We start from the raw sequence: 26,219 nt of genomic DNA, 5'->3' as shown, positions 1-26,219 counted from the left end.
TCGGGTCGTAGCTGCTGCAGTTGGGGATCATGTTGGCCAGCAGCTGGCTGTGGCCGTCCTCGTGCTGCAGGCCTTCGCCGTTCAGCGTGGTGCGGCCGGCGGTGCCGCCGATCAGGAAGCCGCGGGTGCGCTGGTCGGCAGCCGCCCAGCACAGGTCCATGGTGCGCTGCAGGCCGAACATCGAATAGAAGATGTAGAACGGGATCATCTGCACGCCGTGCACGCTGTAGGCGGTGCCGGCGGCGATCCAGTCGGCCATGGCGCCGGCCTCGTTGATGCCTTCCTGCAGCACCTGGCCGGTCTCGCTCTCCTTGTAGAACATGAGCTGGTCGTGGTCTTCCGGCACGTACTTCTGGCCTTGCTGGTTCCAGATGCCGTACTGGCGGAACATGCCTTCCATGCCGAAGGTGCGGGATTCGTCCGGCACGATGGGCACGATGTGCTTGCCGATCTGCTTGTCCTTGAGCAGGGTGTTCATGATCCGCACGATGGCCATCGTGGTGGACAGCTCGCGGCCTTCGCCGGAGGCCTTGAGCAGGGCGCCGAAGGTGTCGAGGGCCGGCACTTCCAGCGCGGCGGCGGTGCGGCGGCGCTGGGGCAGGAAGCCGCCCAGGTCCATCCGGCGCTGCTTCATGTACTGGTACTCGGGCGAATCTTCGGGGAAGCGCAGGTAGGGCAGCTCGGCCAGCTTGTCGTCGGGCACCGGGATGCCGAAGCGGTCGCGGAAGCGGCGGATGGCGTCCACGTCCAGCTTCTTCTGCTGGTGGGAGATGTTCATCGCCTCGCCGGCCTGGCCCATGCCGAAGCCCTTGATGGTCTTGGCGAGGATCAGGGTGGGGGCGCCCTTGTGGGTGACGGCGGCGTTGTAGGCGGCGAAGATCTTGAAGATGTCGTGGCCGCCGCGGTTGAGGTTCCACACCTCGTCGTCGGTCCAGTCGGCCACCAGGGCGCGCAGCTCAGGGGTGTTGAAGAAGTGCTCGCGCACGTAGGCGCCGTTCTTGGCCTTGAAGGTCTGATACTCGCCGTCGCACAGCTCCATCATCCGCTTCTTGAGGATGCCCTTCTTGTCGCGGGCGAACAGGGCGTCCCAGTGGGTGCCCCAGATCAGCTTGATGACGTTCCAGCCGGCGCCGCGGAACTCGGCTTCGAGTTCCTGGATGATCTTGCCGTTGCCACGTACCGGGCCGTCCAGGCGCTGCAGGTTGCAGTTGATGACGAAGATCAGGTTGTCCAGCTTTTCGCGGCCGGCCATGCCGATGGCGCCCAGGGATTCCACCTCGTCGGTCTCGCCGTCGCCCAGGAAGGCCCACACCTTGCGCTGCTCGGCCTTGGCGGCGTCGATCAGGCCGCGGCTGGCGAGGTACTTCATGAAGCGCGCGGAGTAGATCGCGCACAGGGGGCCCAGGCCCATCGACACGGTGGGGAACTGCCAGAAATCCGGCATCAGCCACGGGTGCGGGTAGGAGGAGATGCCCTGGCCTTCCGATTCCTGGCGGAAGCTGTCCATCTGCTCGTCGGTCAGGCGGCCCAGCATGTAGGCGCGGGAATACACGCCCGGCACCGAGTGGCCCTGGAAGTAGATCAGGTCGCCGCCGGTTTCGTGGTCGATGCTCTTCCAGAAGTGGGAGAAGCCCACGTCGTAGAGCGCAGCGGCAGAGGCGAAGGAGGCAATGTGGCCACCCACGTTGGTGTGCTTGTTGGCGCGCACCACCATGGCCATGGCGTTCCAGCGGATGTAGGAGTGGAGCTTGATCTCCATGTCCGGGTCGCCCGGGTACTTGGGCTGCTGGTCGGCCGGAATGGTGTTGATGTACTGGGTGTTGGCGGAGTAGGGGATGTCGATCCCTTCCTCACGACCGGCTTCGATCAGCTTTTCGATCAGGAAGTGGGCACGGTCGGTGCCTTCCTGCGCGACGACGCCTTCGAGGGCGTCCAGCCATTCCTTGGTTTCCTGGGCGTCGATGTCAGCCCGGATCTCTTGCGTGTTCGCGGCCATGGTTTTGTCTCCTCATGACTTGCGGGTTGTGGGTTGTTGCCGTGGGTAACGGCAACGTGCTTTCACTACAAACCGGAGCAGGACCGGATTGCGGTCCGAATTTTTCGCAATATAAAATCAAATCCCGACATGCGCAATAGGGTCGACCGCAATTCCCAGGGGGTACGGCGGGATTTTTTTCAGGTCAGGTGTGTGCGGTGCCGTCCCGTTCGGTTCTGCTGCAATGCGGAAAACCAAATGCAAACGCCGGCCGGGCCAGAAGGCTCCGGCCGGCGAGTTTTCGTTCGACGGGGACGGGTAAAAAAGACGGCCGGGGGCGAGGGAGGGAGGGAGAAAACCCCCGGCCGTTTGCGGAAATGATTGTTCCGCGGCGGGATCATCTGGACTGCGCGTCCCGCTTTCGGTCTTCGTCGTAAGCGAAGACCACTTGTCTGTTGCGAACTTCCCCCATGACCAACGGACGCGTCGTGTCGATCGCTTCGTGGTCGGTCTTGGAGAAAGGTCGATCATATACCATCACGATGCCTTCCACCCGTTCCTTGAGCGATTCGAGCGCATCTTTCAGTCGCGGGCCGTCGGTGCTGCGGGCCTGGCGGATCGCCGCGGCCAGCAGCAGCATCGAGTCGTAGCCCTGGGCCGCCGCCGGCGCCACCGGCAGGCGGTCGATGCCGTAGGCGATCCGATACTTTTCGACGAAGCGGCGCCGGTGGGGTGTATCGCTTTCCTGGATGAAGGTCTGGGGCATGCGGGCGCCTTCGGCGTTGGGCCCGGCGCTGTCGATGAAGTTGGACATGGCCAGCGCCCAGCTGCCCACCATCGGCACCTTCCAGCCCAGGCGCACCATGCCGTTGGCCACGTGGGCCAGCTCCGGCCCCAGCCCGTAGGTGAGGATGCCTTCGGCGCCGGCGGCCCTGGCGCGGGCAAGCTGCGGGGTCATGTCCGCGTCGCGGATGTTGAAACGCTCGATGGCCACCGGCTTCACGCCGTGGCGCTCCAGCGCGCGCTCCAGGTCTTCGCGGCCGAGCTGGCCGTAGTTGGTGCTGTCGTGGAAGATCGCCACCCGGCGCAGGCGCTGGCGCACCACGGCTTCCTCCACGATCATCGCCGCCTGGAGGGTATCGGGCGCCGAGACGCGGAAGATGTAGTTGTCCGGGTATTGCGGCGGCAGGAACTGCTTGGTGATGACCGACCCGGTGGCCACCGAGGTAATCATCGGCACATGGGCCTGCTGGTAGAAGCGCTGGCTGGCCAGCGCCACGCCGGTGTTCACGATGCCCAGCCCGGCCACGATCTTCTCGTGGTTGATGAGCTCCTGGGCGATCTGGGCGCCGCGCTCCGGGCGGGCCTCGTCGTCGCGCTCCACCAGCTGCACGGGCCGGCCGAGGATGCCGCCGGCGTCGTTGATCTCCCGCGCCGCCAGGCGGATGCCGTCGCGCATCGCCACCCCCATCGGGCTCGACCCGCCGGTGAAAGGCCCGGTCACGCCGATGCGGATCGGCTCCGCCGCCGCCGCGCCAGCCGCGAGCAAACCCAGCGCGGCACAGGCCGCGGCACGCACGAATCGAAGCAAGGGTGTCTCCGCCGTTGTGGTTATCGTTGTGGTTATGGTCACGTCGCCGCCGGGCAGCGCCTTTCCCGCCGGTGGCGTTCAACGCTACGCCCGCCCCCGCCCCCGGTCAAATCCGGGACAACCCCTAGCTGCGCCGCCGCATCGCTTGCATCGGCGGGCGGCCTTGGCGATGATCGGGGCATGAGGGGAAAGGACGCATCGTGGCGCTGAAGGTTTATGTCTCCTACGCCTGGAAGGCGGAGGAGGATTCGGGGGTGGTCGCCGCGCTGGAGACGGCGCTGGCGGGGCAGGGCGTGGAGCTGGTGCGGGATGTGCGGGCGCTGGGGTATGGCGGGTCGATCCGGGCGTTCATGGACGAGATCGCGGCCGCCGAGCAGGTGGTGGTCGTGCTCAGCCCGCAGTACGTGGAGTCGCCGTACTGCATGTACGAGCTGATCGAGATGGCGCAGCTTGGCGATTTCCGCGAACGGGTCTACCCGATCCTGCTGGATGGGCTGCCGATTTCACAGCCCTCCTGGCGCAACGAGATCCGCGCGTCGTGGGAGTCGCGGTACTGGGCGCTGAAGGCCGAGCTGGATGCGACGGATTCGGTGCCTGCCGAACAGTCGCTGGACGATCTGAAGGCGTACTCGAGGATTTTTCATCACGTGCTTGGGCCGTTGGTCACCTTGGCGGACATCAACGCCTTGAGCGAGGCGGTGCATCGTCAGACCAATTTTGCGGCCTTGATCGCGCGCTTGCGTGGGGTCGATGCAGGCAGGGCCCCTCCAACGAGCAAGCCCGCGATTGTGCGGCGCAGCGAGGCTGAGGTGGTGGCCCGAACGCCGGTGCCGCCACCTGCGCCGACGCTCATCGTTCCCAAAGCGCCCCAACCGCTTTTGCAGTTGCCGCCCAAGCCGTGGTGGGCCGATACCGTGTTGCAGGACGCCAAGGGGGCATTCGTACCGGTGGATTGGCTGGGGCTGGTGCGCCGGCTGGCGTGGGACGCGCCGAGCCGGATCTGGCAGGGCGACAGCGGCCTCGGGGTGGATGAGTACGGTTTGTATGGAGATGCCCGCTTCAGTGGCGTGAGCCAGCGTTTCCGCTGGATTCCGCCGGGGGAGTTCTGGATAGGTTCGCCGGAAGGCGAGGTGGGGCGTGACCGCGACGAAGGCCCGCGTCACCGTGTTCGTCTGACGGAAGGATTCTGGTTGGCGGAGACGGTGTGCAGCCAGTCGGTGTGGGTGTCGGTGATGGGGAGCAACCCCAGCCGCTTCAAGGACGACCCGCAGAACCCGGTGGAGCAGGTGAGCTGGGACGATGTGCAAGGCTTTTTGAGGGAAGTGGAAAAGCGCCTGCCGGGTTTGAAGGCGGATTTACCGACGGAAGCAGAATGGGAGTATGCGTGCCGTGCGGGCAGTGAGACGGCGTTCAGTTGGGGCGACGGGATTACGCCCGAGCAAGCCAACTACGGCGCGACGTACAGCGACGCCGACGGCTCGACGGGCGAGTACCGGGGAAGGACGGTGCCGGTGAGGAGTTTCGTCCCGAACGCCTGGGGCCTGTACCAGATGCACGGCAACGTGTGGGAATGGTGTGCGGACAGCCTGCGGGCCTATAGTGGCGCTCCGCGGATCGACTCGCGCGGCCCGGAGGGCGTCGACCGAGTGCTGCGCGGCGGGTCGTGGAACAACCGCCTCCGCCGCTACGCTGCCGACCGCATCTGGATCAATCGGGGTGCTCGCAGCTACGGCATTGGCTTCCGCCTTGCCCTCAGGTCAAAGGGCCCGGAGGGCAGCGTGGAGCGCCCGCCGGAGGCGTTGGTCACGCGGGACGCGTGACCGGGGGTTTGGCCCCGGAGGGGCCCGCCGCCTGCGCCGGGACGGCGCGGGCGGCGCCACCCGATTAGGGAAACCCCCGATGCGCCATTCCCGCTTCCGCGGCGACGATGCGCGGGACATGTCGAACACGAATCCTTCCCCCAAGATGCCGCCGACCCGGGTGCCTGCCAGCTGGTACTGGTCGGCGCCCAATTTTGCCGTCCTGATCTTTGCGCTGGCGATGCTGGTGCTGGTGTGGGTGCTCCAGCGCCAGGAGAGCGAGACCGCCCGGGCGGCGATGGCGCGGGATGTGCAGTGGGCCGAGCAGACCATGCGCCTGCACATGCAGGGCACCGAGGAGTTCCTGGGCCAGCTGGCGCGGGAGCTGGCCGCCGGCACGCTGGACGGCGACGGCTTTCAGGTGCGGGCCAACCAGCACATCGCCAACAACCCCGAGCTGGTGAACGTGGTGTGGGTCACCGGCGACCAGCGGGTGAAATGGACCGCGCCCTTCGACACCACCGACTGGCTGGTGGGCGACGGGCTGTCGCAGGTGCAGGTGGCGGTGCTGGGGCGATCCCGCGAGCTGGGCCGGCCGGTGTACGGCGAGGCCTACGTGAATGGCCGCAACATGGCGGTGCTGGAGGTGTACCTGCCGGTGCAGCAGGGGCGCCAGCCGCTGGGGGCGATCGTGGCGGTGTATTCCATCGAGCGGATGGTGGCGCATCTGGTGCCGAGCTGGTTCGGCGAGAAATACCGGCTGTCCTTCACCAACGCCAGGGGCGAGCTGCTGGCGGCCAATTCCACCCTGCGGGCGCTGGACGAGAGCCTCGAGTTCTCGGTGCCGCTCGACCCGCCGGGCAACGGGCTGGCGCTGCAGGCCACCGCCTACCGGGTGGAGGGCGATCTGCCCAAGGGTTTTCCGATTGCGGTGATCGTCGGGCTGTCGTTCTTCGTGCTGTGGAGCCTGTGGGCGTTGCGGGCCCACATGCTGCGCCGGGTGCGGGTGGAGAAGGAGCGCGACCGGTTGTTCAACCTGTCCCTCGACATGCTGGCGGTGCTGGGCCACGACGGGGTGTTCCGCCGCTGCAACCCGGCCTTCGAGCGCATTCTGGGCCATTCGCCCGAGGCGCTGCCGGGGCAGTCGCTGCTCGATTACATCCACCCGGACGACGTGGCCGATTCGGTGGTGCACCTGCGCAGCCTGGCGGCGGGCACGCCAGAGGCCTTCGAGAACCGCTGCCGCTGCGCCGATGGCAGTTACCGCTGGCTGGCCTGGAGCATCAACTCGGTGCCCGAGGAGAAGCTGATGTACGCCGTGGCCCACGACATCACCGGGCGCAAGGCGGCGGAGGAGGCGCTGCACCACGAATACGCCTTCCGCCAGTCGATGGAGGAATCCCTCATCACCGGCCTGCGGGCCATCGACCTCACCGGCCGCATCACCTACGTGAACCCGGCCTTCTGCCGCATGACCGGCTGGTCGCGGGACGAGCTGGTGGGCACCAGCCCGCCGTTTGCCTACTGGCCGCCGGATGACACCGAGAGCCTGCAGCGCAACCTGGAACTCACCCTCAGCGGCAACGCGCCGACCACCGGCTTCGAGATGCGCATCCAGCGCAAGAACGGCGAGCACATCGACGCCCGCTTCTACCTGTCGCCGCTGATCGACGGGGACGGGCGCCAGACCGGCTGGATGGCCTCGATCACCGACATCACCGAGCCCAAGCGGGTGCGCGCCCAGCTGGAGGCCGCCCACGAGCGCTTCGTGGCGATCCTCGACGGCCTCGACGCGGCGGTGTACGTGGCCGACGCGGCCAACGACGAGATCCTCTTCGCCAACCGCGCCTTCAAGAGCATCTACGGCTTCGACGCGGTGGGCCAGCGGGTGGGCATCTACGGCCTGCCCACGCCGCCCGACACCAACTGGTACGACGTGGACCCGCGCCGCCTGTCGCCCCAGCAGGTGCCCCGCGAGCTGTACGACGGCGAGCTGCAGAACGGGCTCTCGGGCCGCTGGTATCACATCCGCGAGCGTGCCACCCGCTGGGTGGACGGCCGCGTGGTGCGGATGGCGATCGCCACCGACATCACCGACAAGAAGCGCGTCGAGGAGGAAAACCGCGCCCAGCAGGAACGCCTGCAGCGCACCTCGCGCCTCATCACCATGGGCGAGATGGCCTCCACCCTGGCCCACGAACTCAACCAGCCGCTGGCGGCCATCGCCAATTACTCGATGGGCTGCGTCAATCGCCTGCAGTCGGGCGATTACCGTCAGGAGGACATCCTCACCGCCATGCAGAAGGCCAGCGCCCAGGCCGAGCGGGCCGGGCGGATCATCCGCCGGGTGCGCGAGTTCGTGAAGAAGAGCGAGCCGCGGCGGCAGCTGGTGGCCCTGTCGGGCATCGTCGAGGACGCCATCGGCTTTGTGGAGATCGACGCCCGCCGCCACGGCGCCCAGGTGTTGAGCCAGCTCCCCGCCGACCTGCCGCCGGTGTTCGCCGATACCGTGATGATCGAGCAGGTGGTGCTCAACCTGGTCAAGAACGGCATCGAGGCCATGCGCGAGACGCCCGCCGAGGAGCGCATCCTCACCGTGTCGGCGCGGATCGCCGAGCACAAGCTGGTGGAGGTGTCGGTGGCCGACCGGGGCCACGGCCTGTCGGACGAAGCCCGCGAGAAGCTGTTCTCGCCCTTCTACACCACCAAGGCCGAGGGCATGGGCATGGGCCTCAACATCTGCCGCTCCATCGTCGAATTCCACGACGGCCGCCTGTGGGTGGACGCGAACCCCGCCGGAGGATGTATCTTCCGCTTCACCCTGCCTTTGGAGACGCCCCGTGAAAGCGCCCGACTCGATGCCTGAACAAATCATTTATCTGGTGGACGACGACGAGGCCCTGCGGGATTCCCTCGTCTGGCTGCTGGAATCCCAAGGTTTCAAGGTGGCCGCGTTCGCGTCGGCCGAGGATTTCCTGCGCCGCTGGCGGCCCGAGTTCAACGGCTGCCTGCTGCTCGACGTGCGCATGCCCGGGATGAGCGGGCTGGAGCTGCACGAGCGCCTGCGCGCCCAGTACTGCACCCTGCCGGTCATCTTCATCACCGGCCACGGCGACGTGCCGATGGCGGTGGCGGCGCTCAAGAAGGGCGCCGTCGATTTCATCGAGAAGCCCTTCAACGACAACGACCTGCTGCATCTGGTCAGCCAGTGCCTCGCCACCGAGCGCGAGAGCCGCGACCGCCGCCGCCAGGACGCCGAAGTCTCCCGCCGGCTCGACCAGCTCACCCAGCGCGAGCGCGAGGTGCTGGACCTCATCATCGTCGGAAAGTTAAACAAACAGATCGCCGATGTGCTCGGAATCAGTATCAAGACGGTGGAAGTCCACCGCGCCCGCGTGATGGAGAAGATGGGCGCGCAGTCGCTGGCAGAGCTGGTTCAGCACGTGATGGCGATCGAAGGGCTTGCGGGGCGAACGTGATACATATTTTCGTGTAGTTAGTCGAAAAATGTATCTTTATTGACTTGTCTCAAGCCTGCCCGCGGCGCGCTTTCCTAAACTCTCCGGCTTCAACCTGTCGGAGTCCGCTTCATGGGAAACGCCCTCACCGCCGCCGCGGCGAACCGCCTGTTCCTGTCCGGTAACGACGCCGTCGCCCACGCCGCGCGGGATGCCGGCGTGCGTGTGGCGGCGGCCTACCCCGGCACGCCGAGCACCGAGATCCTCGAAGTGCTGGCCCGCTTCCCCGGCCTCTACGCCGAGTGGTCGCCCAACGAAAAGGTGGCCCTCGAAGTGGCACTGGGCGCCTCGACGATGGGCGCCCGGGCCTTCAGCGCGATGAAGCACGTGGGCCTCAACGTGGCCTCCGACGCGCTGATGACGATGACCGTGACCGGCGTCGAAGGCGGGCTGGTGATCGCCGTGGCCGACGACGTGGGCATGTCCTCGTCCCAGAACGAGCAGGACTCGCGCTTCTGGGGCCGCTTCGCCCACCTGCCGGTGCTGGAGCCGGCCGATTCCCAGGAAGCCTACGACATGACCCGCGCCGCCTTCGGGCTGTCGGAGCAGTTCTGCGTGCCGGTGATCCTGCGCCTCACCACCCGCATCTGCCACGTGAAGGGCCGCGTCGAACTCGCCCCGCCCGAAACCCACGAGCCCACCGGCTTCGTCAAGGACCCCCGGCGCTGGGTGATGGTGCCCGGCAACGCCAAGCCGCGCCTGCCGCCGATGTTCGAGCGCGAGGCGGCGCTGCGGGTGGAGGCGGGCGCCTCGCCCCTCAACCGCATCGAGCCCGGCCGCGACCGGCGGATCGGCTTCGTCGCGTCCGGCCCGGCCTACATGCACGTGCGCGAAGCCTTCCCCGATGCGCCGGTGCTCAAGTTGGGCATGAGCTATCCGCTGCCCCTCGAGCTGGTGCGCGAGCTGGCCGCCGGGGTTGAAACCCTGCTGGTGGTGGAGGAGACCGAACCGCTCGTCGAAGCGGAGATCAAGGCCGCCGGCATCGCCTGCACCGGCAAGGACGTGCTGCCGCGCCTGGGCGAGCTGTCGCCCGAGGTGCTGCGCCGGGGCGTGGCCCGCCTGCGCGGCGAGGCGCTGCCCGAGGCGGACGCGCTGCCGGCCCAGCCGGTCTTCCCGCGCCCGCCCACCATGTGCGTGGCCTGCCCGCACCTGGGCATCTACTACACCCTCTCGCAGCTCAAGAACCTCATCGTCTCCGGCGACATAGGCTGCTACACCCTGGGCGCCGGCCACCCCTGGAACGCGCTGGACACCTGCATCTCGATGGGCGCCTCGATGGGCATGGCGCTGGGCATGGACAAGGGGCGCGGCGAGGCCGACGGCAACAAGAAGATCGTCGCGGTGATCGGCGACTCCACCTTCATGCACATGGGCCTGCAGGGCCTGCTCGACATCACCTACAACGGCGGCAACGTCACGGTGCTGCTGCTGGACAACCGCGCCGTGGGCATGACCGGCGGCCAGGACAACCCCGCCACCGGCCGCGACATCCGCGGGGCCGCGGCGCCGCGGGTGGATTTCCCGCGGATGTGCGAGGCGCTCGGGGTGAAGAAGGCGCGCATCCGGGTGGTGGACCCCTACCAGCTGCCGGTGCTCTTCAAGGCCCTGCGGGAGGAGACGAAGATCGACGAGCCCTCGGTCATCATCACCGACCGGCCCTGCGTGCTCATCGACGACTACAAGCAGACGCCGCCCTACGCGGTGATCGACGACACCTGCACCGGCTGCGGCAACTGCCTGGAGGTGGGCTGCCCGGCCATCCACGTCACCCGCCGCGACACGGCCATCAAGCCGTCGGGCAAGGCGGTCGACCTCGCCTTCGTGCGCATCGAGACCAGCGCGTGCACCGGCTGCGGGTTGTGCGTCCAGCCCTGCGCGCCGAAGGCCATCGTGCATGCCGCGCCGGTGGTGCCGGTGCGCTTCATGAGCAGAAGCTGAGGAGGGCAGGCAATGCAGCGGAACACCAACATCCTCGTCTGCGGCATCGGCGGTCAGGGCGTGATGACGGCCACCGAGATCCTCGCCGAAGCGGCGCTGGCCCTTGGCTTCGACGCCAAGAAGACCGAAGTGGCGGGCATGAGCCAGCGGGGCGGGGTGGTGGTGTCGCACCTGCGCTTTGGCGAGCGGGTGCTGTCGCCCCAGATCGCCCCGGGCGACGCCGACTTGCTGGTGGGCTTCGAGGCCGCCGAAACCCTGCGCTGGGCCCACATGCTGCGCCCGGGCGCGCCGGTGCTCACCAACACCTCGCGCCTGTCGCCGCCGGTGGTGGAGTGCGGCGTGTTCGAGTACCCGGCCGATCCGGTCGGCCAGCTGCGCGCTCTGGGCGTGCCCCTGCAGGCCTTCGACGCCGCCGAGATCGCGCTGGCGTTCGGCGACATCCGCCTGGGCAACACGGTGATGCTGGGCGCCATGTCGGCTCATCTGCCGTTTCCGGCCCGGGTGCTGCGGAACGCGGTCGAGGCCCGCTTCGCCCAGAGGAAGCCCGAACGGCGCGAGCTGAACCTGCGCGCCTTCGACGCCGGTCAGGCGCGGGCCGCGGCGCTGTCGGTCTAGCCGGCGGCTTGCCGCGCGGGCGCCGCCGCCCGCACCGCGGTTGCGCGTGAAACGCGGCTAAGTCGTGGTACACTCTCAGGTTTTTCCTGAGGGGCGCAGGCATGACGGCTCGCATCATCGATGGCAACGCGCTTTCCGCGAAGCTCCGCGGAGAACTCGCCGAGAAGGCGGCTGCACTGACCGCCGGGGGCACCCAGCCCTGTCTGGCGGTGATCCTGGTCGGCGGCGATCCGGCTTCGGCGGTTTACGTGCGCAACAAGGTGGCTGGCTGCGAGAAGGCCGGCATCAAGTCCCTCAAGTTCGAATACCCGCAGGATGCCGCCCCGGCCGACGTGCTGGGCAAGATCGCCGAACTCAACGCCGACCCGTCGGTGCACGGCATCCTGGTGCAGCTGCCGCTGCCGAAGCAGTTCGACGAGAAGGAAGTGCTCGAAGCCATCTCCGTCGAGAAGGACGTGGACGGCTTCCACGCCGAGAACGTCGGCCGCCTGTCCCAGGGCCAGGAAGCCTTCCTGCCGTGCACCCCCAACGGCGTGATGGAGATGCTCAAGAGCATCGACATGCCCCTGCGCGGCGCCGAGGCCGTGGTGATCGGCCGCTCCAACATCGTCGGCAAGCCGATGGCGATGCTCCTCACCGCCGCCGGCGCCACCGTCACCGTGTGCCACTCGGGCACCCGCGACCTGAACTTCCACACCCGCCGCGCCGACATCCTGGTGGCCGCCATCGGCAAGCCCCGTTTCGTCACCGGCGACATGGTCAAGCCCGGCGCCGTGGTCATCGACGTGGGCATCAACCGCCTGCAGGACGGGCCGGACGCGGGCAAACTGTGCGGCGACGTGGATTTCGAATCCGCGAAGGAAGTCGCCGGTGCCATCACCCCGGTGCCCGGCGGCGTCGGCCCCATGACCATCACCATGCTGCTCGCCAACACCGTCGAGTCGGCAACCCGCGCTGCCCGGAAAGGCTGATCCATGAACGCACAGAACCCCGTCGTCGGCATCGTGATGGGCTCCAACTCCGACTGGCCCACCATGCAGGCCGCCGCCAAGGTGCTGAAGGATTTCGGCGTGGCCTTCGAGGCCCGCGTCGTCTCCGCCCACCGTACGCCCGACCTGATGTTCGAATACGCCGAGGCGGCCCGCGGCCGGGGCATCAAGGCCATCATCGCCGGGGCCGGCGGCGCCGCCCACCTGCCGGGCATGATCGCCGCCAAGACCACCCTGCCGGTGCTGGGCGTGCCGGTGCAGTCCAAGGCCCTGTCGGGCAAGGATTCCCTGCTGTCCATCGTCCAGATGCCCAAGGGCATCCCGGTGGCCACCTTCGCCATCGGCGAGGCCGGGGCCGCCAACGCCGGCCTCTTCGCCGTGTCGCTGCTGGCCGCCACCGACGCCGCGCTGGCCGACAAGCTCGACGCCTTCCGCGCCGCGCAGACCGCCAGCGTGCTGGCCATGACCCTCGACCCGATCTGAACCCAGGATTGACGCGATGATCCTCCCGCCCGCCACCCTCGGCATGCTCGGCGGCGGCCAGCTCGGCCGCTTCTTCGTCGCCGCGGCCCACGAAATGGGCTACAAGGTCTGGGTGCTCGACCCCGACCCCCACAGCCCGGCCGGGCTCATCGCCGACCGCCACCTGCAGGCCGGCTACGACGACTTCGCCGCCCTCGACACCCTCGCCGACGCCTGCGCCGCGGTGACCACCGAGTTCGAGAACGTGCCGGCCGAGACGCTCGACTACCTCGCCAAGTTCGTCCCGGTGCGCCCGGGCGCGGCGGCGGTGGCGGTGTGCCAGAACCGCATCGCCGAAAAATCCTTCCTGCGCGACAACGGCCTGCCCCACGGCCCCTTCGCGGTGATCCAGTCGGATGCCGACATCGCCGTGGCCGACGCCAGCCTGTTCCCGGCGATCCTCAAGGTCGCCCGCTTCGGCTACGACGGCAAGGGCCAGGCCCGCGTCGCCACCGCCGCCGAGGCCCTGCACGCCTTCCACCGCTTCAAGGGCGAAGCCTGCGTGCTCGAAGCCATGCTGCCCCTCGACTGCGAGGTCTCGGTGGTGCTGGCCCGCGACGAGAACGGCGCCGTGAGCACCTTCCCCACCGTCGAGAACCAGCACAGCCGCGGCATCCTCGACGTCTCCATCGCCCCCGCCCGGGTTGCCCCCGCCATCGAGGCCGAAGCCCGTCGCTGTGCCGCGCTCATCGCCGCGCGGCTCGGTTTCATCGGCACCCTGGCGGTCGAGTTCTTCGTCACCGGTGGCCGGCTGGTGGTCAACGAGATGGCCCCGCGCCCCCACAACAGCGGCCACCACACCATCGACGCCTGCGTCGCCAGCCAGTACGAGCAGCAGGTGCGCGCCCTGTGCGGCCTGCCCCTGGGCGACACCACCCAGCACAGCGCCTCGGCGATGGTCAATCTGCTGGGCGAGCTATGGTTCGAGGGCGGCGAGCCCCACGGCCGCTACCGCGAGCCCGACTGGTCCATCCTCCACGCCGTGCCCGGCCTCAAGCTGCACCTCTACGCCAAGCACCACGCCCGCCACGGCCGTAAGATGGGCCACTTCACGGTGGTCGGCAGCGACGCCGCCGACGTGCTCGCCAAGGCGCTGGCCGCCCGCGCCGCCATCGGCGTGCAGGACGCCTGAGCCCGCCGGCGGCATGAACCCCATCCAGCAGGCCGTCGCGCTGCTCCGCCGGGGCGACCTCGTCGCCCTGCCCACCGAGACGGTCTATGGTCTCGGCGCCGATGCGATGAACCCCGACGCCTGCGCCCGGATCTTCGCCGCCAAGGGTCGCCCGTCCGACCACCCGCTGATCGTCCACCTGCCCGACGCCGAGCAGCTGCCGGTGTGGGCGCGGGCGATCCCCAAAGAGGCCATCGCGCTGGCCCGCGCCTTCTGGCCCGGCCCGCTGACGCTGATCCTGAAAAAGCACGAAGACGTGCCCGACCTCGTCACCGGCGGTCAGGATACCGTCGGCCTGCGGGTGCCCGATCACCCGGTCGCGCTCGAGCTGCTGCGCGCCTTCGGTGGCGGCATCGCCGCGCCGTCGGCCAACCGCTTCGGCCGCATCAGCCCCACCACCGCCGACCACGTGCGCGAAGAGCTGGGCGACCGCGTGCCGCTGATCCTCGACGGCGGCCCGTGCCAGGTCGGCCTCGAATCCACCATCCTCGATCTCTCCCGCGATGTGCCGGTGATCCTGCGCCCCGGTGCCATCGGCGTGGACGACATCGCCCGCGTCATCGGCCGTCGCCCCCGCCTGCGCGGCGAGGACGAAGCCGGGCAGGGCGGCGCTGCCGCGCCCCGGGTTTCCGGCGCGCTGGCCGCCCACTACGCGCCGCGCACGCCGCTGGAACTCATCGCCGGCGCCGATCTGCTGGCGGCCCTCCAGCCGGGCGATGCGGTGCTCGCCCGCATGGCGCGCCCGGACCGCCTTCCCGACGGCGTGCGCTGGGTTGCCGCCGCGCCGGACGCCGCTGCCTACGGCCACGATCTCTACGCCGCCCTGCGCGATCTCGACGCCGTCGGCTGCCGCCGCATCCTGGTCGAAACCCCGCCGGCCGGGCCGGAGTGGTCGGCTGTCGTCGACCGCCTCGGTCGCGCCGCGGTGGGCTCGGGCGAGGACGACGAAACCTAGCCGCCGGGGGCAAAAGGGGCTTTTCAGCGCAAAAAACCGCCGCTATAATGTGCGGCTTACGTGGGCCGATAGCTCAGCTGGGAGAGCGCCGCGTTCGCAATGCGGAGGTCGTGAGTTCGATCCTCATTCGGTCCACCACTAACACCTTACAAAACAGCCTGTTACGTGAAAACGTCGCAGGCTGTTTTGCTTTTGTGCGTCCTCTGGACAGTTCCGTGGTTATCTTCGGTTGTCCGGCGGTTGTCCCGAAACGCTGTGGTGACAACCGCCTTTTTCATTGAACAACGAAAATGCGGCTTTCAGGCAATCGAATGTTTTTATGTCTGGATTGAGTAATTCTATAAGCCCCCCAGACATTTTCTGTGGGGGCAGAGGGAGTGCGCCCCCTGGGCGCTTGTGCAACGGGGCGGGGTTTTGAAACTTTTGGGCTTTACAGGCCCTTTGTCGCTCTATCCATAAGACTCTCGATGTCGAGCTTGGCCGCAACGATAAACTCAGACTTGAGCTTATAGAAATTCCCGGCCTCGGGTTTCGAGTTCGCCGAGTGTTCCTCTAGGGTGTTATTGAGAAGCGACCTTGCTGCATCAATGACATTCTCTGGAGCAAGAAGCGAGATTTCCGCAAATTTTGAACTCATAGGGTCCAGGGCTGCGGCAGTGCTAACCTTACTATCCATGGCTTGCATCGTTAGCCTCTGGGCTTCGACGATGAATTCTGCGTAAAGCTTCTGTCTTGTAGCCGCTTGCTCTTTTGCGATGGTGAACCGCCATTCAAGGTTCTTAACTCTCTTGGTCGCAAGGTAGTTTAGGGCTCCTCCTACGGCAACGCCGGAGAGCGTGCCTAGAACTGCAATCAACTCAGTGGGCATTGGTGCTCCTTGTGCATGTTGAGGTGATGTTAACGCAACCCTCGAACAAGTCGATTCACCGAAGCAATCCACCGCATGAGCGCCTGACCATCGCCAGACCGCAAACCATGCTTGCGGCTACGCTGGCCCGCCTTGAACTTGCCTTCATCGGTTTTTGGTCCGGTATGGCGACCCGCCGCCGCTTCCCAAAGCCGCACCGCGTTGGCGTGGTCGCGCCGTTGTTCAAGGTCAATCCGCCGGGATGGCTTCGGCATTGCGCTTGTCCTCGTTCATCTGGCGGATTGCACCGAGCACGTTCATGTGTGCCTTCTGGCACTTCAACGCTGTCGCCTGCAACAGGCTCGCGTGTTCAGGCTTCTTTGCTGCAAGGGCTTCGCGGGTGTAGTGCAGCGACAAGGCTTCGAGCAGCGCAGCTTGCCGCGTGAGTGCTTCCATGACTTCGGTTTCGGGGGCGTTTAACAGACGGGTGTTCAATGCGCACAAGCCGGCGTAAGCATCCCGTGCAGGGTTGAGGCCGTCGCCGGGCACCAGCACGCCCAGAAGTCGGGCGGTCTGGGTGGTCGGGCATTGGTCGAAGGACCAGCCGGCGGGCGTGTCCCCGGCCGCCGGCGGGGCAAGTTCGTTCAATTTTGGACTGTTCATTTATTCAGTTTTTCTGTGGGCTGGCCTGATCTGACAAGCGGTGCGGGACAGATGCGGACAGATCGGGACAGATGTTTTAGGCACCTGTCCGGCTGGAAACCCTCGCCAGACAAGGCTTTCCGGGTTTTCGGGACAGATGGACAGATTTTTTCTAAATCGGACATATAGAAAAAACATTTTTTTGAGAGCCAAGGAAAAAACTTTTTCCTATATAGAAGGAAGTGGGCTAAAACCTGTCCATCTGTCCCGAAACCCTCGAAACCCGCGCCGTTACTGGCTTGCGGGCCGGACAGGTGGTTTGCCAATCTGTCCCCTATCCGGCCACATCTGTCCCGCGCGCTACCGCTGCACGTCGATCCCCATAAAACCACGGTCACGCTTACCCGCCATCGTGAAACGGCCGGCGGTGATGCCCAGGCCCTCAAGTCGCTGGGAGAACGCCTTGCCAGTGACCGTGTGAGAGTGGTTTTCGGCTGCAGCCCACTCCCGGAACGCCTGAAACAGCGTCGCGTGAGGTGTCGGGCCAAACTCAGGCCCGACCTTGCAACGATCCTCAACGAAGTTGGCGACCTGATCCGAGTCCATGCGCCAGCGCTTGAGCGCCTCCATCGACGAAGCCGGCGAGGTGATGTAACCCCGCTCGAAGACGCCGGCCAGGGCGCGGCACGCTGCAGCCAAGATGCCGGGCAGTTCCGCCAGCAGCTTGTCGGCCAGTCCGATTTCGCGTTCGCCCTCGCGGAACTGGCGGTTGAACTTGAGGATCAAGGCACGGCGGAACATGCCATCCGACAGGTCGCGGGTGTGGGGCATGTTGTTGGTGCCAAGCCAGATCGTGGCGAAGGGGCGATAGTCGAAGGGCTGGCCGCCCTTGAACTCGCCATTCACCGTGTCGCCGGACGTGAAGGCTTTCATGGCTGCATCGGCGAGCATGGACCCGACAGGCAACTCAGGCACCAGATTGACCAACTTGCCGCGCAGGTGCCCACGTTGGAAGCGGTCACCCATGCGGGCAGGCTCTACCGCCGAGACTTGCCCGTCACCGACGAGATTCCGCAGCACTTCGAGCAGTACAGACTTGCCGTTCGATCCTGAGCCGACCAGGATCACGAACCGCTCATAGCGGCAGGATTGGAGCAGGCTATACCCGGCCATCTCCAAGACCGCCTGCCGCTTGTCGGCTGCGTCCTCGTCCCCCTCGAAAATCTCGTCAAGGAAACGCTCGAAGCGCGGGCACATGGCGTCCGGGTCATAAGCGACCGGCAGCATCGTCGTGAGGTAGTCCGCCCGGCGATGTTCCTGCAAAGCCCATGCCCCATCCGCATAAACAAGGGTGCCGTTGGCGCAGTTGATACGACGGTCCGCCGGTTTGTCGAACTGGGTGCCCTCGCCGTGGGCTTCGTCGCGCATGAGGCAAACCACGCTGCGGACTGTCGCATCGGTCACCGTCTCCGCGCCTTCGAGGCACTGAATCGCTGCCCGGCGGATAACTTGTTCCTCGATGCTTTCCCACACGCCCCGGTCACGCCATGCCCAAAACTGCCCCTTTGCATGGATCAACGCGCCAGGGCCGAAGCCCTCCACCGCCTCACGGGCAAAACTGAGGTGATCGCGGCGCGGCTCGCTCTCAACTTCGTGCAACTTAAGGTCACGGTTCAGGGCGCTGTACGTGGTGCCAATGAGCTTTGCGGCAACCTTGACCAGTTCCCGCTTATCGACATGGGACAGGACGGGAGACAGGTGCATGTCCTCAGAGAGCCGCCTAACTTCGTCGGCGTCCTCCTTTGCAGCGTCCAGCGCAGCAAGCCATTCCGCCTTACTGCGAGAGAATGAGGCGACAACCTCAGGGCTGATGTTCAGTTCCATCACAGGCCCTCCAGGTCATTGCACGGAAGGCCCTTCGGCAGGATCGACTTGATGCCCGCCGCCGAGAAGTCGTAAAGCCCCTCGCCGTCGAAGTACGCCAGCTTGTTGCGCAGTTCGCGTTCTCGCTGGCTCCTCGTCGCGTAGCGGCCACTATCCCCACGGTGACCATCGAGCAGCGGGCCGGCCAGCTTGATAAGCGTGTCCTCGTCCATGCCCATCGCACGGGCGCTGATAGCAAGCTGCACACAGATCGTGTTCCAGCCGACACCATCTCGCGCAGACAACTTGCTGCCCAAGAGCAGTAGCAGGGACGGGGGCAGGGGCAAGCCCTTCTTCTTGAACCGGCGGTCGAGTTCCGCCGCGAGCTTCTCGGGCTGCTTGCGGGGCTTCTTCGGGCGGGACACCTTGTCACGTGCACTGCGGTAGAGGTCCGCCAGACCCCTGCAGAAGGTCGGTGCCGCCAGAGGACTGAACGCACGCGGGGCGCTGCACAGGTCGGCGTACCGTTCAGGCGTGATGTTCAACGCCTCGTCGGCGGTGATCGCCACTTTGTACGCACCGTTGGCCCGCTGGCGGTTCGGCGTCCGCCACATGCGGCCACGCTTGCCCGAGTAGACGCGCAGGTCCATGCAGCCCATATACAAGGCGTGGGCCATCTCCAGGTAGATGCGCGGCAGGCCGGCGACGCCTTCACCGGGCAGGCCGGAGACCGTGAAGCACTCCGGCGGCACCTCAATATGAAACCCGCGACCGCCGGTAGCGAAGAGGCGGACGGCGTTCAGGTCCAGGCCGAGCCGTTGCAACTTGCCAAGCACGGCCTTGAAGTCGGTGATGGCCTCGTCCAAGGTTTCGCCGTCGAAATCTGCGTACCAGGGGCCAAGGTGGCGGACGGTGCGCTGTTCGGCGACCGTCAGGGCGTCGAAGTCGGCAGGGCCGACGACGGCAAGCGCCGTGCGGAACTCCGGCGGTTCGTCGCCTTCGAGCAGGGCTTTTACCTGCCCCGTGTTGTGGGCGGTCCAGGTGGTTTTGCCCGTGCAGGTAAAATAGGTGCCCTCGTACAGCGGCATGTGCGGGTCGAAGGCGTTCATGCTGCACCCCCGTCGCGGAGCACGTAGGCTGCGGACTGGTGCGATCTGCCGTCCGCATCGACTACTTTGCGGCGCAGAGTTACAATCGTGTAGCCCGAGCGGCGCAGCTCAAACACGCGCCCGGCGGGGTGCATGACGCCGAGCACTTCGCGGGCTTCCAGGGTGGTCACAGCACCAAGCCGCAGCGCGGCGAGAAGGGAAGCCCGTTGGCGAGCCTTGACGCTCTCGCTCGGGTCAAACTGATTTTGCGTCGTCATTAAACAAAGTCCTTGTATCTGACGCGCAGGCTCGATATAGTCGATTCCTGCACTACCTATGTGTTTCACGGGGTCCAGCCGTGGGCACAGTTAAGGGGCCGTTTCCTCGCCCTACTACGAAAGCCGCTCAGGATTAGGCCCCTGACCGGCTTTTGTTGTTTCTAGCGCTGCTAGTGCAGCCGGCGGGGCATACCCGCTGCGATCCAGCGTTTAACCTCGTCGCCGTCAAAGGCGCGCTGTCCTTCGTGCCATGTCGCCGACAGCGGCAGGGTGCCGCGAGCCATGCGCATCAGCAACGCCTTGCGGGTCAGGCCGGTTTCGGTTGCCAGTGCCTTCCATCCCAAAAGCATATAAATTGATCCTCCCTCGTCGGACCGGGACATCGGTCTCGGTTCCCTGAGTGTCATTGACGCCGCCGCCGCTGTCCAGCTTTCGCCGCACCGGCTTAGCGGCGGAGGGCGCGGAACGCCTGTTCAAGCTCATGAGCGGCGTTCGAAAGCTCAGAGAGCACCTTGTCACGGGCGCCGCCGTGGTCGTGGTGCAGTACGTCGGCGATGTTCTCGCGTTCGGCTTCCAGGCCGGCGACAAGCTTGCTCAGGCGGTCAGCGGTGCGGGCATGTGTGATGTGGGTCATGGTCGGTTTCCTGTCGATGCCTCCGGCCGATCCGGGGGCGCAACTGGAGTGTCAGCCAGCCGACCGCCGCGGAAAACTTGATGCCGATTCCGGATCAATCCGCGTCCGGGTTTTCAGTTTCGCCCGCTCGTAGATCGCCACAAGGCGGGCCACTGCGCGGAGGTGGCGCAGTTCCGGATCGCTGTCGCCCTTTGGCCTTCCAGACGGAAGCACAAAATATTTGCCTGCCGTGTCTCGTGTGTAGCGTTCAAGCGATTCCTCGCTGGGGCGGTGTCCGTCACGTCCGCGATGCCACAACTTAAGGTGCACCATGGCTTCAACGATGGCCTTGGCCGTCACCTCGGGGCGGTCCGGGTCAATCTCACCCGACGCAAGCACCGTTTCGCAGAAGTCACGCACCACGGGCACATGCCAAGGTTCATCCGCGCCCTTGGCCTTCGGTGCTTTCTCACCGATCCAGTCGAGCAGCAACGGCCCGACCGCCCCCAGGTCCGCGAGGTGTTCCCTCAGGTCGCCCGCCTGCACGTAGTGCCGGGTTGTCAGGCTGGCTTGTGTGCCGATGCGGTGCCCGCCGACGCTGCCAAGCACCACGCCGGGCCGTTCGACTTGTTCAGACCGAGACGGCACCAGCAAGCCCGCCGAGACAAGGCGATAAAGGCGCAGCAACAGCGGATCGCCGTTGGAGCACAGCCCGTGCGGCGCGTCCAGGCTGGCCGACGAGAGGCGGGTGATGTCTTCGAGGCTGAGTTCTTGCGGCAGGTTGCCACGCGTTGCGCGGGCGTGGATTGAATCTTGCATGAGGGAGTTCCCGTCCTTGCCCGTCGCTGGTGAGGAACGGGGCAGGGAGCGCTCCTCTTTGCGCTGACCGGGGCTGAGTGTGATCGAATGGAACTGTTCAGGCAATGCTGAAAGTGTTGGATGACGCACCTATAAATCAAGGCCATCTGCTAGAATTAGACTCATGAATTATGAACTTCGAGCGTTTGACGCAGTCACACTTAACGCAACAGAAGCTGCATGGGTTGAAGAGGCCTCTGCGAGCCCCAGCCTCTTTCCTGGCGATGTAAGTAGGATAGTGACGTTCGCACGGCAGTATCATGATATTGGCGACGCCAAGACCAACGACTATGCTTACGGTGTTTTTCTAGGGGCTGAACCTGTCGCTGATTCGATCGTGCAGATTGCCGCCACTACCGAAGGGGTGAAGCTTGTCAAGATGCTTGACTGTTTTGTTCGCCCCAGCATCGCCGAAGAATCGTTAAAATTTGATCAAGCTGCACTTGAAAAAGTCGTTAATATCTACGTCGCTACGATTGTAGGTACGTTCGCCGTTGGAGACCGTCACAAAGCGAATGTGATCAAAGTTTACGGCCGCAATGATCCGTTGCTCACTACTCTTGCGGGTATCGCAGGAAGTTTGAAAGAGCAGCCGGAAATAGCTGAGGTCATTGAAGCGAAAATCGAAGGAAGATGGTTAGTCGTTCGGCCTAAAAATGGAAGGAAAGTATCATGATCCGATCAGTCGTTAAGAACATCTCTGAGTATAGGGCGCCTGCCTTTGTGATGACTGAAGGTTTTGAAGCATCTTTGCGTAAGGCTGTGGAGCTTGCGGTTCGAGCGGTCGGTGAAGAGAAGTTTGCCGTGGCTGTTTGTGACCGGGACTTAGATCAGCGAAAAGCTGCATAAACAAGTTTTTCGACAGAAAAGGCTGCTTTGCAGCCTTTTCTGTTTTTGGGTTTATGCGGCCCTACTGTGCAGGCGTCGTCGCTCTCGTTCGTGCGCCTTAAGAAACGCGGCCAGTTCCCGCCCCAGCCCCGCCAGGGCTTCAACCTGATCCACGCCCCGCACGGCCCGCCACCACGGCGACCACAGCCAGCGCGCCGCCTCCCGATCCAGGCCGAGCCGCCGCGCCAGAGCATGGCAGGATAGCCCCATGAACTCAGCGAGGAAAGCGAACGGACTTTGCTCCCAACCTCGAACGAGGGCCTGCAGCGGTTCAATGCGGCACCCGTCCACGTCGGCGAGCAAGCGCCCCCCGTGCATCGCTGCCGCTGTGATTTCGGTCAGGTTCGCCAGGACTCGGGCATCATCGACAGGCGGACCCATGAGCAGGTCGGCAAGGCGGTAGGTCGAAGGCATCGGCCCAAGCCTGCCGCCGCTGGCGTCCCAACTCGCCACGGCGACAACCTCATTCGGCGTGAGGTGCGCGGCCTTGCCTAGCAGGTTCGCAAGCGTGTGAATGGCGTTGTTCATGCCGCCTCCCGCAGGTCACCAGTGCGGACCGGGGCGGACCGCCTCAAGGCTGCCGCCAGTGCCGCCGGCACGATGCCCGGCAACGGTTCGCGCCCCGTGAGGCCAGCGACTTCGGCCAACTCGTTGCGTGCAACGGCGAACCAGACGCGGAACAACCTACCAAGGGCAAGGTTGCTGCCATCGTCGCCCAGGTCTTCGGGCAGCGCGTCCAGGTCAAGGCCGGTGAGGGCTTCGAGTTCCTCAGTCGTGGCGCCACCCTCGCCGCAGCACCACACAAGCAAGGTGCTCAACGGGTTCGGGTCGGCGAACATCGTGCCGTCGAGGGTGATAACGGCATCGGGCAGGGTGCCAGCTTGAAGGATGGCATCCAGGGTTTCAGCGTGGGTCATGATGATCGATTCCTTGTCAGGTGGGTTCAGGCGAGCTTGGCGGCGAGAGCTTCGGGGCGGTGATGAACGTAGCGCTGCACCAATGCCAAGGTTCTATGCCCTGAAACGGCAGCTATCTCGGTGGCGGACCATCCTTGTTCAGCGAGGCGCGATAGGGCTTCGTGGCGTAGGTCGTGGAAGTGCAGGCCGACAAGGAAGCCGGCGCCCTTGTCCTTGGCCTTCTCGTGCGCACGCTCGACAGCGCGGGAGAACGCCTGTGTGACGCTATCCGCTCGCATGCCGAAGACCTTGCCGTCAGGACGGCGGGGGATGGACTCCAAGACTGCGATAGCACGGGACGACAGCGGCAGGGTGCGACCAAACCCGTTCTTTGTTGATCCGTGGACGAGGCGAGCGAGACGCTTGCCCAGGTCGATATCGGCCCAGCGGAGCGAGAGCAGTTCGCTACGTCGTGCGCCTGTCTCGACGGCGAGGCGAACCAGGGAGACCAGGGGCGCGGACTCGCTGGCGTCGCAGATCGCGTCAAGCTCTTCGTTGGTGACGCGACGCTCCCGGCTGTTGATGATCTGGGGCTTACGGGCTTGGCGGAAGGGATTGCCCGACACCAGCGGAATCGACCATTCCCGTTCTGCATGGGCCAGGACGTGGCCCAGGGTGGCCCACTCGCGGCCCAGCGTAGCGGGTTTGACCTGCCTGCCTCGTGCGTCGCGCCAGCGGGCCACATCGGCGGGTGAAATCTCAGCCACATTCCGCGCCAACAAGGGTGCAGCTACGCTTTCCGGCCGGAGAATCGCGCCAAGCAGATAGCCTTCCTGCGACGAACCCCGCTTGGTCGGCGTGACTTCCGCCCGGTAACGCTCGACAAGCTCTCGGAAGGCTACCGGCTTGGCTTCTGGTGCCCTGTACGTCCCTTGCGCAATGCTTGCTTCCGTGACGGCGGCGAACGCCTCAGCGTCGCGCCGAAGGTCGAAGGTTCGGGCAATGGTCGGGTGTCCCTTGCGAGTGATCCGCACCCGCCAACGTCCATCCCGCTGTGTGATCGATGCCATGTTTCAAGCTCCATTTGTCCGGGGCTTGTCCAAGGGACGGCGGTGACAACCGCACTTTTGCGTTAAGTGGTTGACTGTGTTACATTTACGTCCGTGGTCACGTTGATTGAGCGCCGCGTTCGCTATGCGGAGGTCGTGAGTTCGATCCTCATTCGGTCCACCACAATTTCTGAAGAAAGCCCTGAAACGTCGGGGCTTTTTTCTTCTGCAGCACCCCGTGGAGGGGTTCCCGAGCGGTCAAAGGGATCAGACTGTAAATCTGACGGCACTGCCTTCGAAGGTTCGAATCCTTCCCCCTCCACCACCCGATCTTCAAAAGGCCCTGGCGCAAGCCGGGGCCTTTTTGTTTTTGGCGCCCCGAGCGCAGGCTTGTCCAAAAATTGTGAACGACGTATAGTTTTATGCATCGTATTGCAATGGAGGCAGGCATGTCGCGACAACTTCGTCTGGCCGTGGTGCAGACCCCGGGGGCGCCAGCGCCGGGCCACCTGGATCGCGTGGGCGCGTCCGTCGTCGATGCGGCCCGGCAGGGGGCCGAGCTGGTGCTGCTGCCCGAGCTGTTCTCCTCGCCCTTCCACTTCGATGCGGATGTCTGGCGGTGGGCCACGCCCCGGGGCGGGCAGGTCGAGCGTTTCCTCCAGGCCCTTGCCCGTGAGAACCGGATCTATCTGGGCGGCAGCTACCTGGAGGTGCGGGGCGACGATTTCTTCAACACCTTTGCGCTGGCGTCGCCGGCCGGCGAGATCGTCGGGCGGGTTGGCAAGGCGCACCCGTGTTCGCTGGAGCGCTGTGTCTTCGCGCCGGCGCCGGGGCCGCGGGTGATCGTCACCGAGCTTGGCCGCATCGGCGTGGCGATCTGCTACGACAACAGCCTGCGCAGCGAGGTGGATGGCCTGCTCGCCGAGCATCCCGATCTCTGGCTGATGCCCATGAGCGCGCCGCTTCCGCCGTCGTCGCTGGCGGGGCGCGCGGGGGTGGAGGCCTACCGGGTGCTGGTGCGCGACAGCCCGGCGGCGATGGCGGGCCATTTCGGGATTCCCTTTGCGATGGCCAACAAGGCCGGCCCGTGGGTGGCGCCCATGCCCGGCTGGCTGCCCACGGCCCGGTCGAGCTTTCCCGGCTACAGCCAGATCGTCGATGGCGACGGGGGGTTGCTGGCCTTGCTGGGCGACGAGCCGGGCCTTGCCGTGGCCGACGTGCGCTGCGACCCGACGCGCAAGCGCCTGCAGGTGCCGGCGGATTTCGACCGGCATCGCCCGTGGCTGGGGCCGGTGACCGCCGACTTCCGGCTTTTTCCGATCTTCGAGTGGTGGGGGCGTCGCCGCTACCGCCGTCACCCCGAGCGCGTCACGATCGCCCGGGACAGGAGTGTGTGCCATGACTGAGACCCACCCGGCCGAACCCGGCCGCCGCGAGCGCAAGCGTCTGCAGCAGCTCGACCACCTGGCCGATACGGCCTGGGCGCTGTTCGAGGCGGAGGGCTTCGACGCGGTGACGATGGAGCGCATCGCCGACGCCGCCGACGTGGCCAAGGGCACTTTGTACAAGCATTTTCCGGTGAAGGAGGCGCTGCTGCGCCACCGCTTTCACCGCGAGCTGCACGCCGCGGGGCCGTCGATCCAGGCCGCGCTGGGGGCGGAGGCGCCCGGGCCGGCGCGGCTGGCGTGCTTCTTCCGGCTGCAGGCGCAGTGGTGCGAGCGCCATCGAAGCTACCTGCTGCCCTACGTGCGCTTCCGGCTGGCGGACCCTCAGCTGGCCACCGAGGGGCGCGAGCGCAGCGGGATGGATCGCATCTTCGCCGAGCTGATCGCCCAGGGGCAGGCGGCGGGCGCCTTCCGGGCGGACATCCCGGCGCCGCTGCTGGCGGGCTACCTGCAGTTCGCCCATCTGGCAACCCTGGTGCGCTGGCTCACCGTGGAGGGGCTGTCGCTGGAGGAGCAGCTGGGGGGGATGCTCGAACTGGTCTGCAATGGAATGGGAGCGCGGTCATGAAGCTGGCAGCAGTATTGCGCCCGATCGATGCGTCGGGCGCGGCCGAGGCGGCGCTGGCGCGCGGCGGCGGGCCGGGCGGGGCCGGGGGGCGGCGGGGGGGGGACCGCGAGG

At 66.1% G+C, this 26,219-nt stretch carries 26 protein-coding genes and 2 tRNA genes; 15 read left to right on the top strand and 13 right to left on the bottom strand.

The features are described from left to right. Both aceE and ACE3N6_RS06560 read right to left on the bottom strand, forming a co-directional pair. Positions 1-1,996 (bottom strand): pyruvate dehydrogenase (acetyl-transferring), homodimeric type (gene aceE / locus ACE3N6_RS06565; RefSeq protein ID WP_374244389.1); only part of this gene is annotated, 1,996 nt, incomplete at its 3' end. 376 nt (positions 1,997-2,372) lie between these two features. Then, positions 2,373-3,566 carry an ABC transporter substrate-binding protein gene (locus tag ACE3N6_RS06560; RefSeq protein WP_374244388.1) on the bottom strand — a complete coding sequence of 398 codons (1,194 nt, stop codon included), beginning with the start codon at positions 3,564-3,566 and terminating at the stop codon, positions 2,373-2,375. 200 nt (positions 3,567-3,766) lie between these two features. Here ACE3N6_RS06560 and ACE3N6_RS06555 point away from each other — a divergent pair, with 200 nt between their 5' ends. The 10 genes from ACE3N6_RS06555 (at position 3,767) to ACE3N6_RS06510 (ending at position 15,211) form a co-directional block, all read left to right on the top strand. After that, on the top strand, positions 3,767-5,386 hold the full coding sequence (locus tag ACE3N6_RS06555) for an SUMF1/EgtB/PvdO family nonheme iron enzyme (RefSeq protein ID WP_374244387.1): 1,620 nt from the start codon (positions 3,767-3,769) through the stop codon (positions 5,384-5,386). A 145-nt stretch (positions 5,387-5,531) separates the two neighbouring features. After that, positions 5,532-8,231 (top strand): PAS domain S-box protein, encoded by a 2,700-nt coding sequence (locus ACE3N6_RS06550; protein WP_374244391.1) that lies wholly within the window; start codon positions 5,532-5,534, stop codon positions 8,229-8,231. Beyond that, positions 8,224-8,844: a response regulator transcription factor gene (locus ACE3N6_RS06545; protein ID WP_374244390.1), complete on the top strand. Its 621-nt coding sequence runs from the start codon at positions 8,224-8,226 to the stop codon at positions 8,842-8,844. Before ACE3N6_RS06550 ends, ACE3N6_RS06545 begins: the two co-directional genes overlap by 8 nt. A gap of 111 nt (positions 8,845-8,955) precedes the next feature. Next, complete coding sequence (locus ACE3N6_RS06540) at positions 8,956-10,821, top strand: thiamine pyrophosphate-dependent enzyme (RefSeq protein ID WP_374244386.1); 1,866 nt, start codon at positions 8,956-8,958, stop codon at positions 10,819-10,821. Between the two features lie 12 nt (positions 10,822-10,833). Then, positions 10,834-11,436: an indolepyruvate oxidoreductase subunit beta gene (locus ACE3N6_RS06535; protein ID WP_374244385.1), complete on the top strand. Its 603-nt coding sequence runs from the start codon at positions 10,834-10,836 to the stop codon at positions 11,434-11,436. A gap of 101 nt (positions 11,437-11,537) precedes the next feature. Next, positions 11,538-12,407: a bifunctional methylenetetrahydrofolate dehydrogenase/methenyltetrahydrofolate cyclohydrolase FolD gene (folD, locus tag ACE3N6_RS06530; protein ID WP_374244384.1), complete on the top strand. Its 870-nt coding sequence runs from the start codon at positions 11,538-11,540 to the stop codon at positions 12,405-12,407. Between the two features lie 3 nt (positions 12,408-12,410). Then, positions 12,411-12,908 carry a 5-(carboxyamino)imidazole ribonucleotide mutase gene (gene purE, locus ACE3N6_RS06525; protein WP_374244383.1) on the top strand — a complete coding sequence of 166 codons (498 nt, stop codon included), beginning with the start codon at positions 12,411-12,413 and terminating at the stop codon, positions 12,906-12,908. 16 nt (positions 12,909-12,924) lie between these two features. Continuing rightward, positions 12,925-14,079 carry a 5-(carboxyamino)imidazole ribonucleotide synthase gene (locus ACE3N6_RS06520; RefSeq protein WP_374244382.1) on the top strand — a complete coding sequence of 385 codons (1,155 nt, stop codon included), beginning with the start codon at positions 12,925-12,927 and terminating at the stop codon, positions 14,077-14,079. Between the two features lie 13 nt (positions 14,080-14,092). Continuing rightward, positions 14,093-15,073, top strand: a complete 981-nt coding sequence (locus tag ACE3N6_RS06515) for an L-threonylcarbamoyladenylate synthase (RefSeq protein ID WP_374244381.1) — start codon at positions 14,093-14,095, stop codon at positions 15,071-15,073. A 62-nt stretch (positions 15,074-15,135) separates the two neighbouring features. Then, positions 15,136-15,211, top strand: a tRNA-Ala gene (locus ACE3N6_RS06510). Positions 15,212-15,503: 292 nt separating this feature from the next. Here ACE3N6_RS06510 and ACE3N6_RS06505 read toward each other — a convergent pair. From ACE3N6_RS06505 to ACE3N6_RS06470, 8 genes are all read right to left on the bottom strand, one after another. Then, positions 15,504-15,941: a hypothetical protein gene (locus tag ACE3N6_RS06505; RefSeq protein WP_374244380.1), complete on the bottom strand. Its 438-nt coding sequence runs from the start codon at positions 15,939-15,941 to the stop codon at positions 15,504-15,506. A 228-nt stretch (positions 15,942-16,169) separates the two neighbouring features. Further along, on the bottom strand, positions 16,170-16,568 hold the full coding sequence (locus tag ACE3N6_RS06500; protein ID WP_374244379.1) for a hypothetical protein: 399 nt from the start codon (positions 16,566-16,568) through the stop codon (positions 16,170-16,172). A 354-nt stretch (positions 16,569-16,922) separates the two neighbouring features. Then, positions 16,923-18,446 (bottom strand): phage/plasmid primase, P4 family, encoded by a 1,524-nt coding sequence (locus ACE3N6_RS06495; protein ID WP_374244378.1) that lies wholly within the window; start codon positions 18,444-18,446, stop codon positions 16,923-16,925. Then, positions 18,446-19,534, bottom strand: a complete 1,089-nt coding sequence (locus ACE3N6_RS06490) for a hypothetical protein (RefSeq protein ID WP_374244377.1) — start codon at positions 19,532-19,534, stop codon at positions 18,446-18,448. The genes ACE3N6_RS06495 and ACE3N6_RS06490 overlap by 1 nt, the downstream gene beginning before the upstream one ends. Beyond that, entirely contained in the window at positions 19,531-19,860 is a 330-nt protein-coding gene (locus ACE3N6_RS06485; protein WP_374244376.1) for a helix-turn-helix domain-containing protein, read from the bottom strand. The genes ACE3N6_RS06490 and ACE3N6_RS06485 overlap by 4 nt, the downstream gene beginning before the upstream one ends. 101 nt (positions 19,861-19,961) lie before the next feature. Further along, on the bottom strand, positions 19,962-20,174 hold the full coding sequence (locus ACE3N6_RS06480) for a hypothetical protein (protein ID WP_374244375.1): 213 nt from the start codon (positions 20,172-20,174) through the stop codon (positions 19,962-19,964). A 62-nt stretch (positions 20,175-20,236) separates the two neighbouring features. Then, positions 20,237-20,425 (bottom strand): hypothetical protein, encoded by a 189-nt coding sequence (locus ACE3N6_RS06475; protein ID WP_374244374.1) that lies wholly within the window; start codon positions 20,423-20,425, stop codon positions 20,237-20,239. A gap of 51 nt (positions 20,426-20,476) precedes the next feature. Continuing rightward, on the bottom strand, positions 20,477-21,223 hold the full coding sequence (locus ACE3N6_RS06470; RefSeq protein WP_374244373.1) for a hypothetical protein: 747 nt from the start codon (positions 21,221-21,223) through the stop codon (positions 20,477-20,479). Positions 21,224-21,386: 163 nt separating this feature from the next. On the opposite strand from ACE3N6_RS06470, the gene ACE3N6_RS06465 reads away from it, so the two are divergent. Continuing rightward, a complete protein-coding gene (locus ACE3N6_RS06465) occupies positions 21,387-21,938 on the top strand; it encodes a hypothetical protein (RefSeq protein ID WP_374244372.1) in 552 nt (183 codons plus the stop codon). Further along, positions 21,935-22,111: a hypothetical protein gene (locus ACE3N6_RS06460; RefSeq protein WP_374244371.1), complete on the top strand. Its 177-nt coding sequence runs from the start codon at positions 21,935-21,937 to the stop codon at positions 22,109-22,111. Before ACE3N6_RS06465 ends, ACE3N6_RS06460 begins: the two co-directional genes overlap by 4 nt. Positions 22,112-22,162: 51 nt before the next feature. Here ACE3N6_RS06460 and ACE3N6_RS06455 read toward each other — a convergent pair whose 3' ends face one another. From ACE3N6_RS06455 to ACE3N6_RS06445, 3 genes are read right to left on the bottom strand one after another with little or no spacing between them, the layout of a single operon-like run. Beyond that, positions 22,163-22,678: a hypothetical protein gene (locus ACE3N6_RS06455; RefSeq protein WP_374244370.1), complete on the bottom strand. Its 516-nt coding sequence runs from the start codon at positions 22,676-22,678 to the stop codon at positions 22,163-22,165. Next, complete coding sequence (locus tag ACE3N6_RS06450; RefSeq protein ID WP_374244369.1) at positions 22,675-23,067, bottom strand: hypothetical protein; 393 nt, start codon at positions 23,065-23,067, stop codon at positions 22,675-22,677. Before ACE3N6_RS06450 ends, ACE3N6_RS06455 begins: the two co-directional genes overlap by 4 nt. Before the next feature lie 26 nt (positions 23,068-23,093). Next, the gene (locus ACE3N6_RS06445; protein WP_374244368.1) at positions 23,094-24,116 is read right to left on the bottom strand and encodes a site-specific integrase; all 1,023 of its coding nucleotides are present in this window, start codon (positions 24,114-24,116) and stop codon (positions 23,094-23,096) included. Positions 24,117-24,335: 219 nt separating this feature from the next. Between ACE3N6_RS06445 and ACE3N6_RS06440 the strand changes: the two genes are divergently transcribed. The 3 genes from ACE3N6_RS06440 to ACE3N6_RS06430 all read left to right on the top strand — a co-directional run bounded on the left by ACE3N6_RS06440 (position 24,336) and on the right by ACE3N6_RS06430 (position 26,108). Then, positions 24,336-24,420 (top strand) — tRNA-Tyr (locus ACE3N6_RS06440). Between the two features lie 124 nt (positions 24,421-24,544). Then, complete coding sequence (locus ACE3N6_RS06435) at positions 24,545-25,501, top strand: carbon-nitrogen hydrolase family protein (protein ID WP_374244367.1); 957 nt, start codon at positions 24,545-24,547, stop codon at positions 25,499-25,501. Beyond that, entirely contained in the window at positions 25,494-26,108 is a 615-nt protein-coding gene (locus tag ACE3N6_RS06430) for a TetR/AcrR family transcriptional regulator (RefSeq protein ID WP_374244366.1), read from the top strand. Before ACE3N6_RS06435 ends, ACE3N6_RS06430 begins: the two co-directional genes overlap by 8 nt. Positions 26,109-26,219 lie beyond the last annotated feature (111 nt).

This window comes from Zoogloea sp. (genome assembly GCF_041904905.1).
Lineage (GTDB): Bacteria > Pseudomonadota > Gammaproteobacteria > Burkholderiales > Rhodocyclaceae > Zoogloea.
This window is presented reverse-complemented; position numbering and strand designations above follow the sequence as displayed.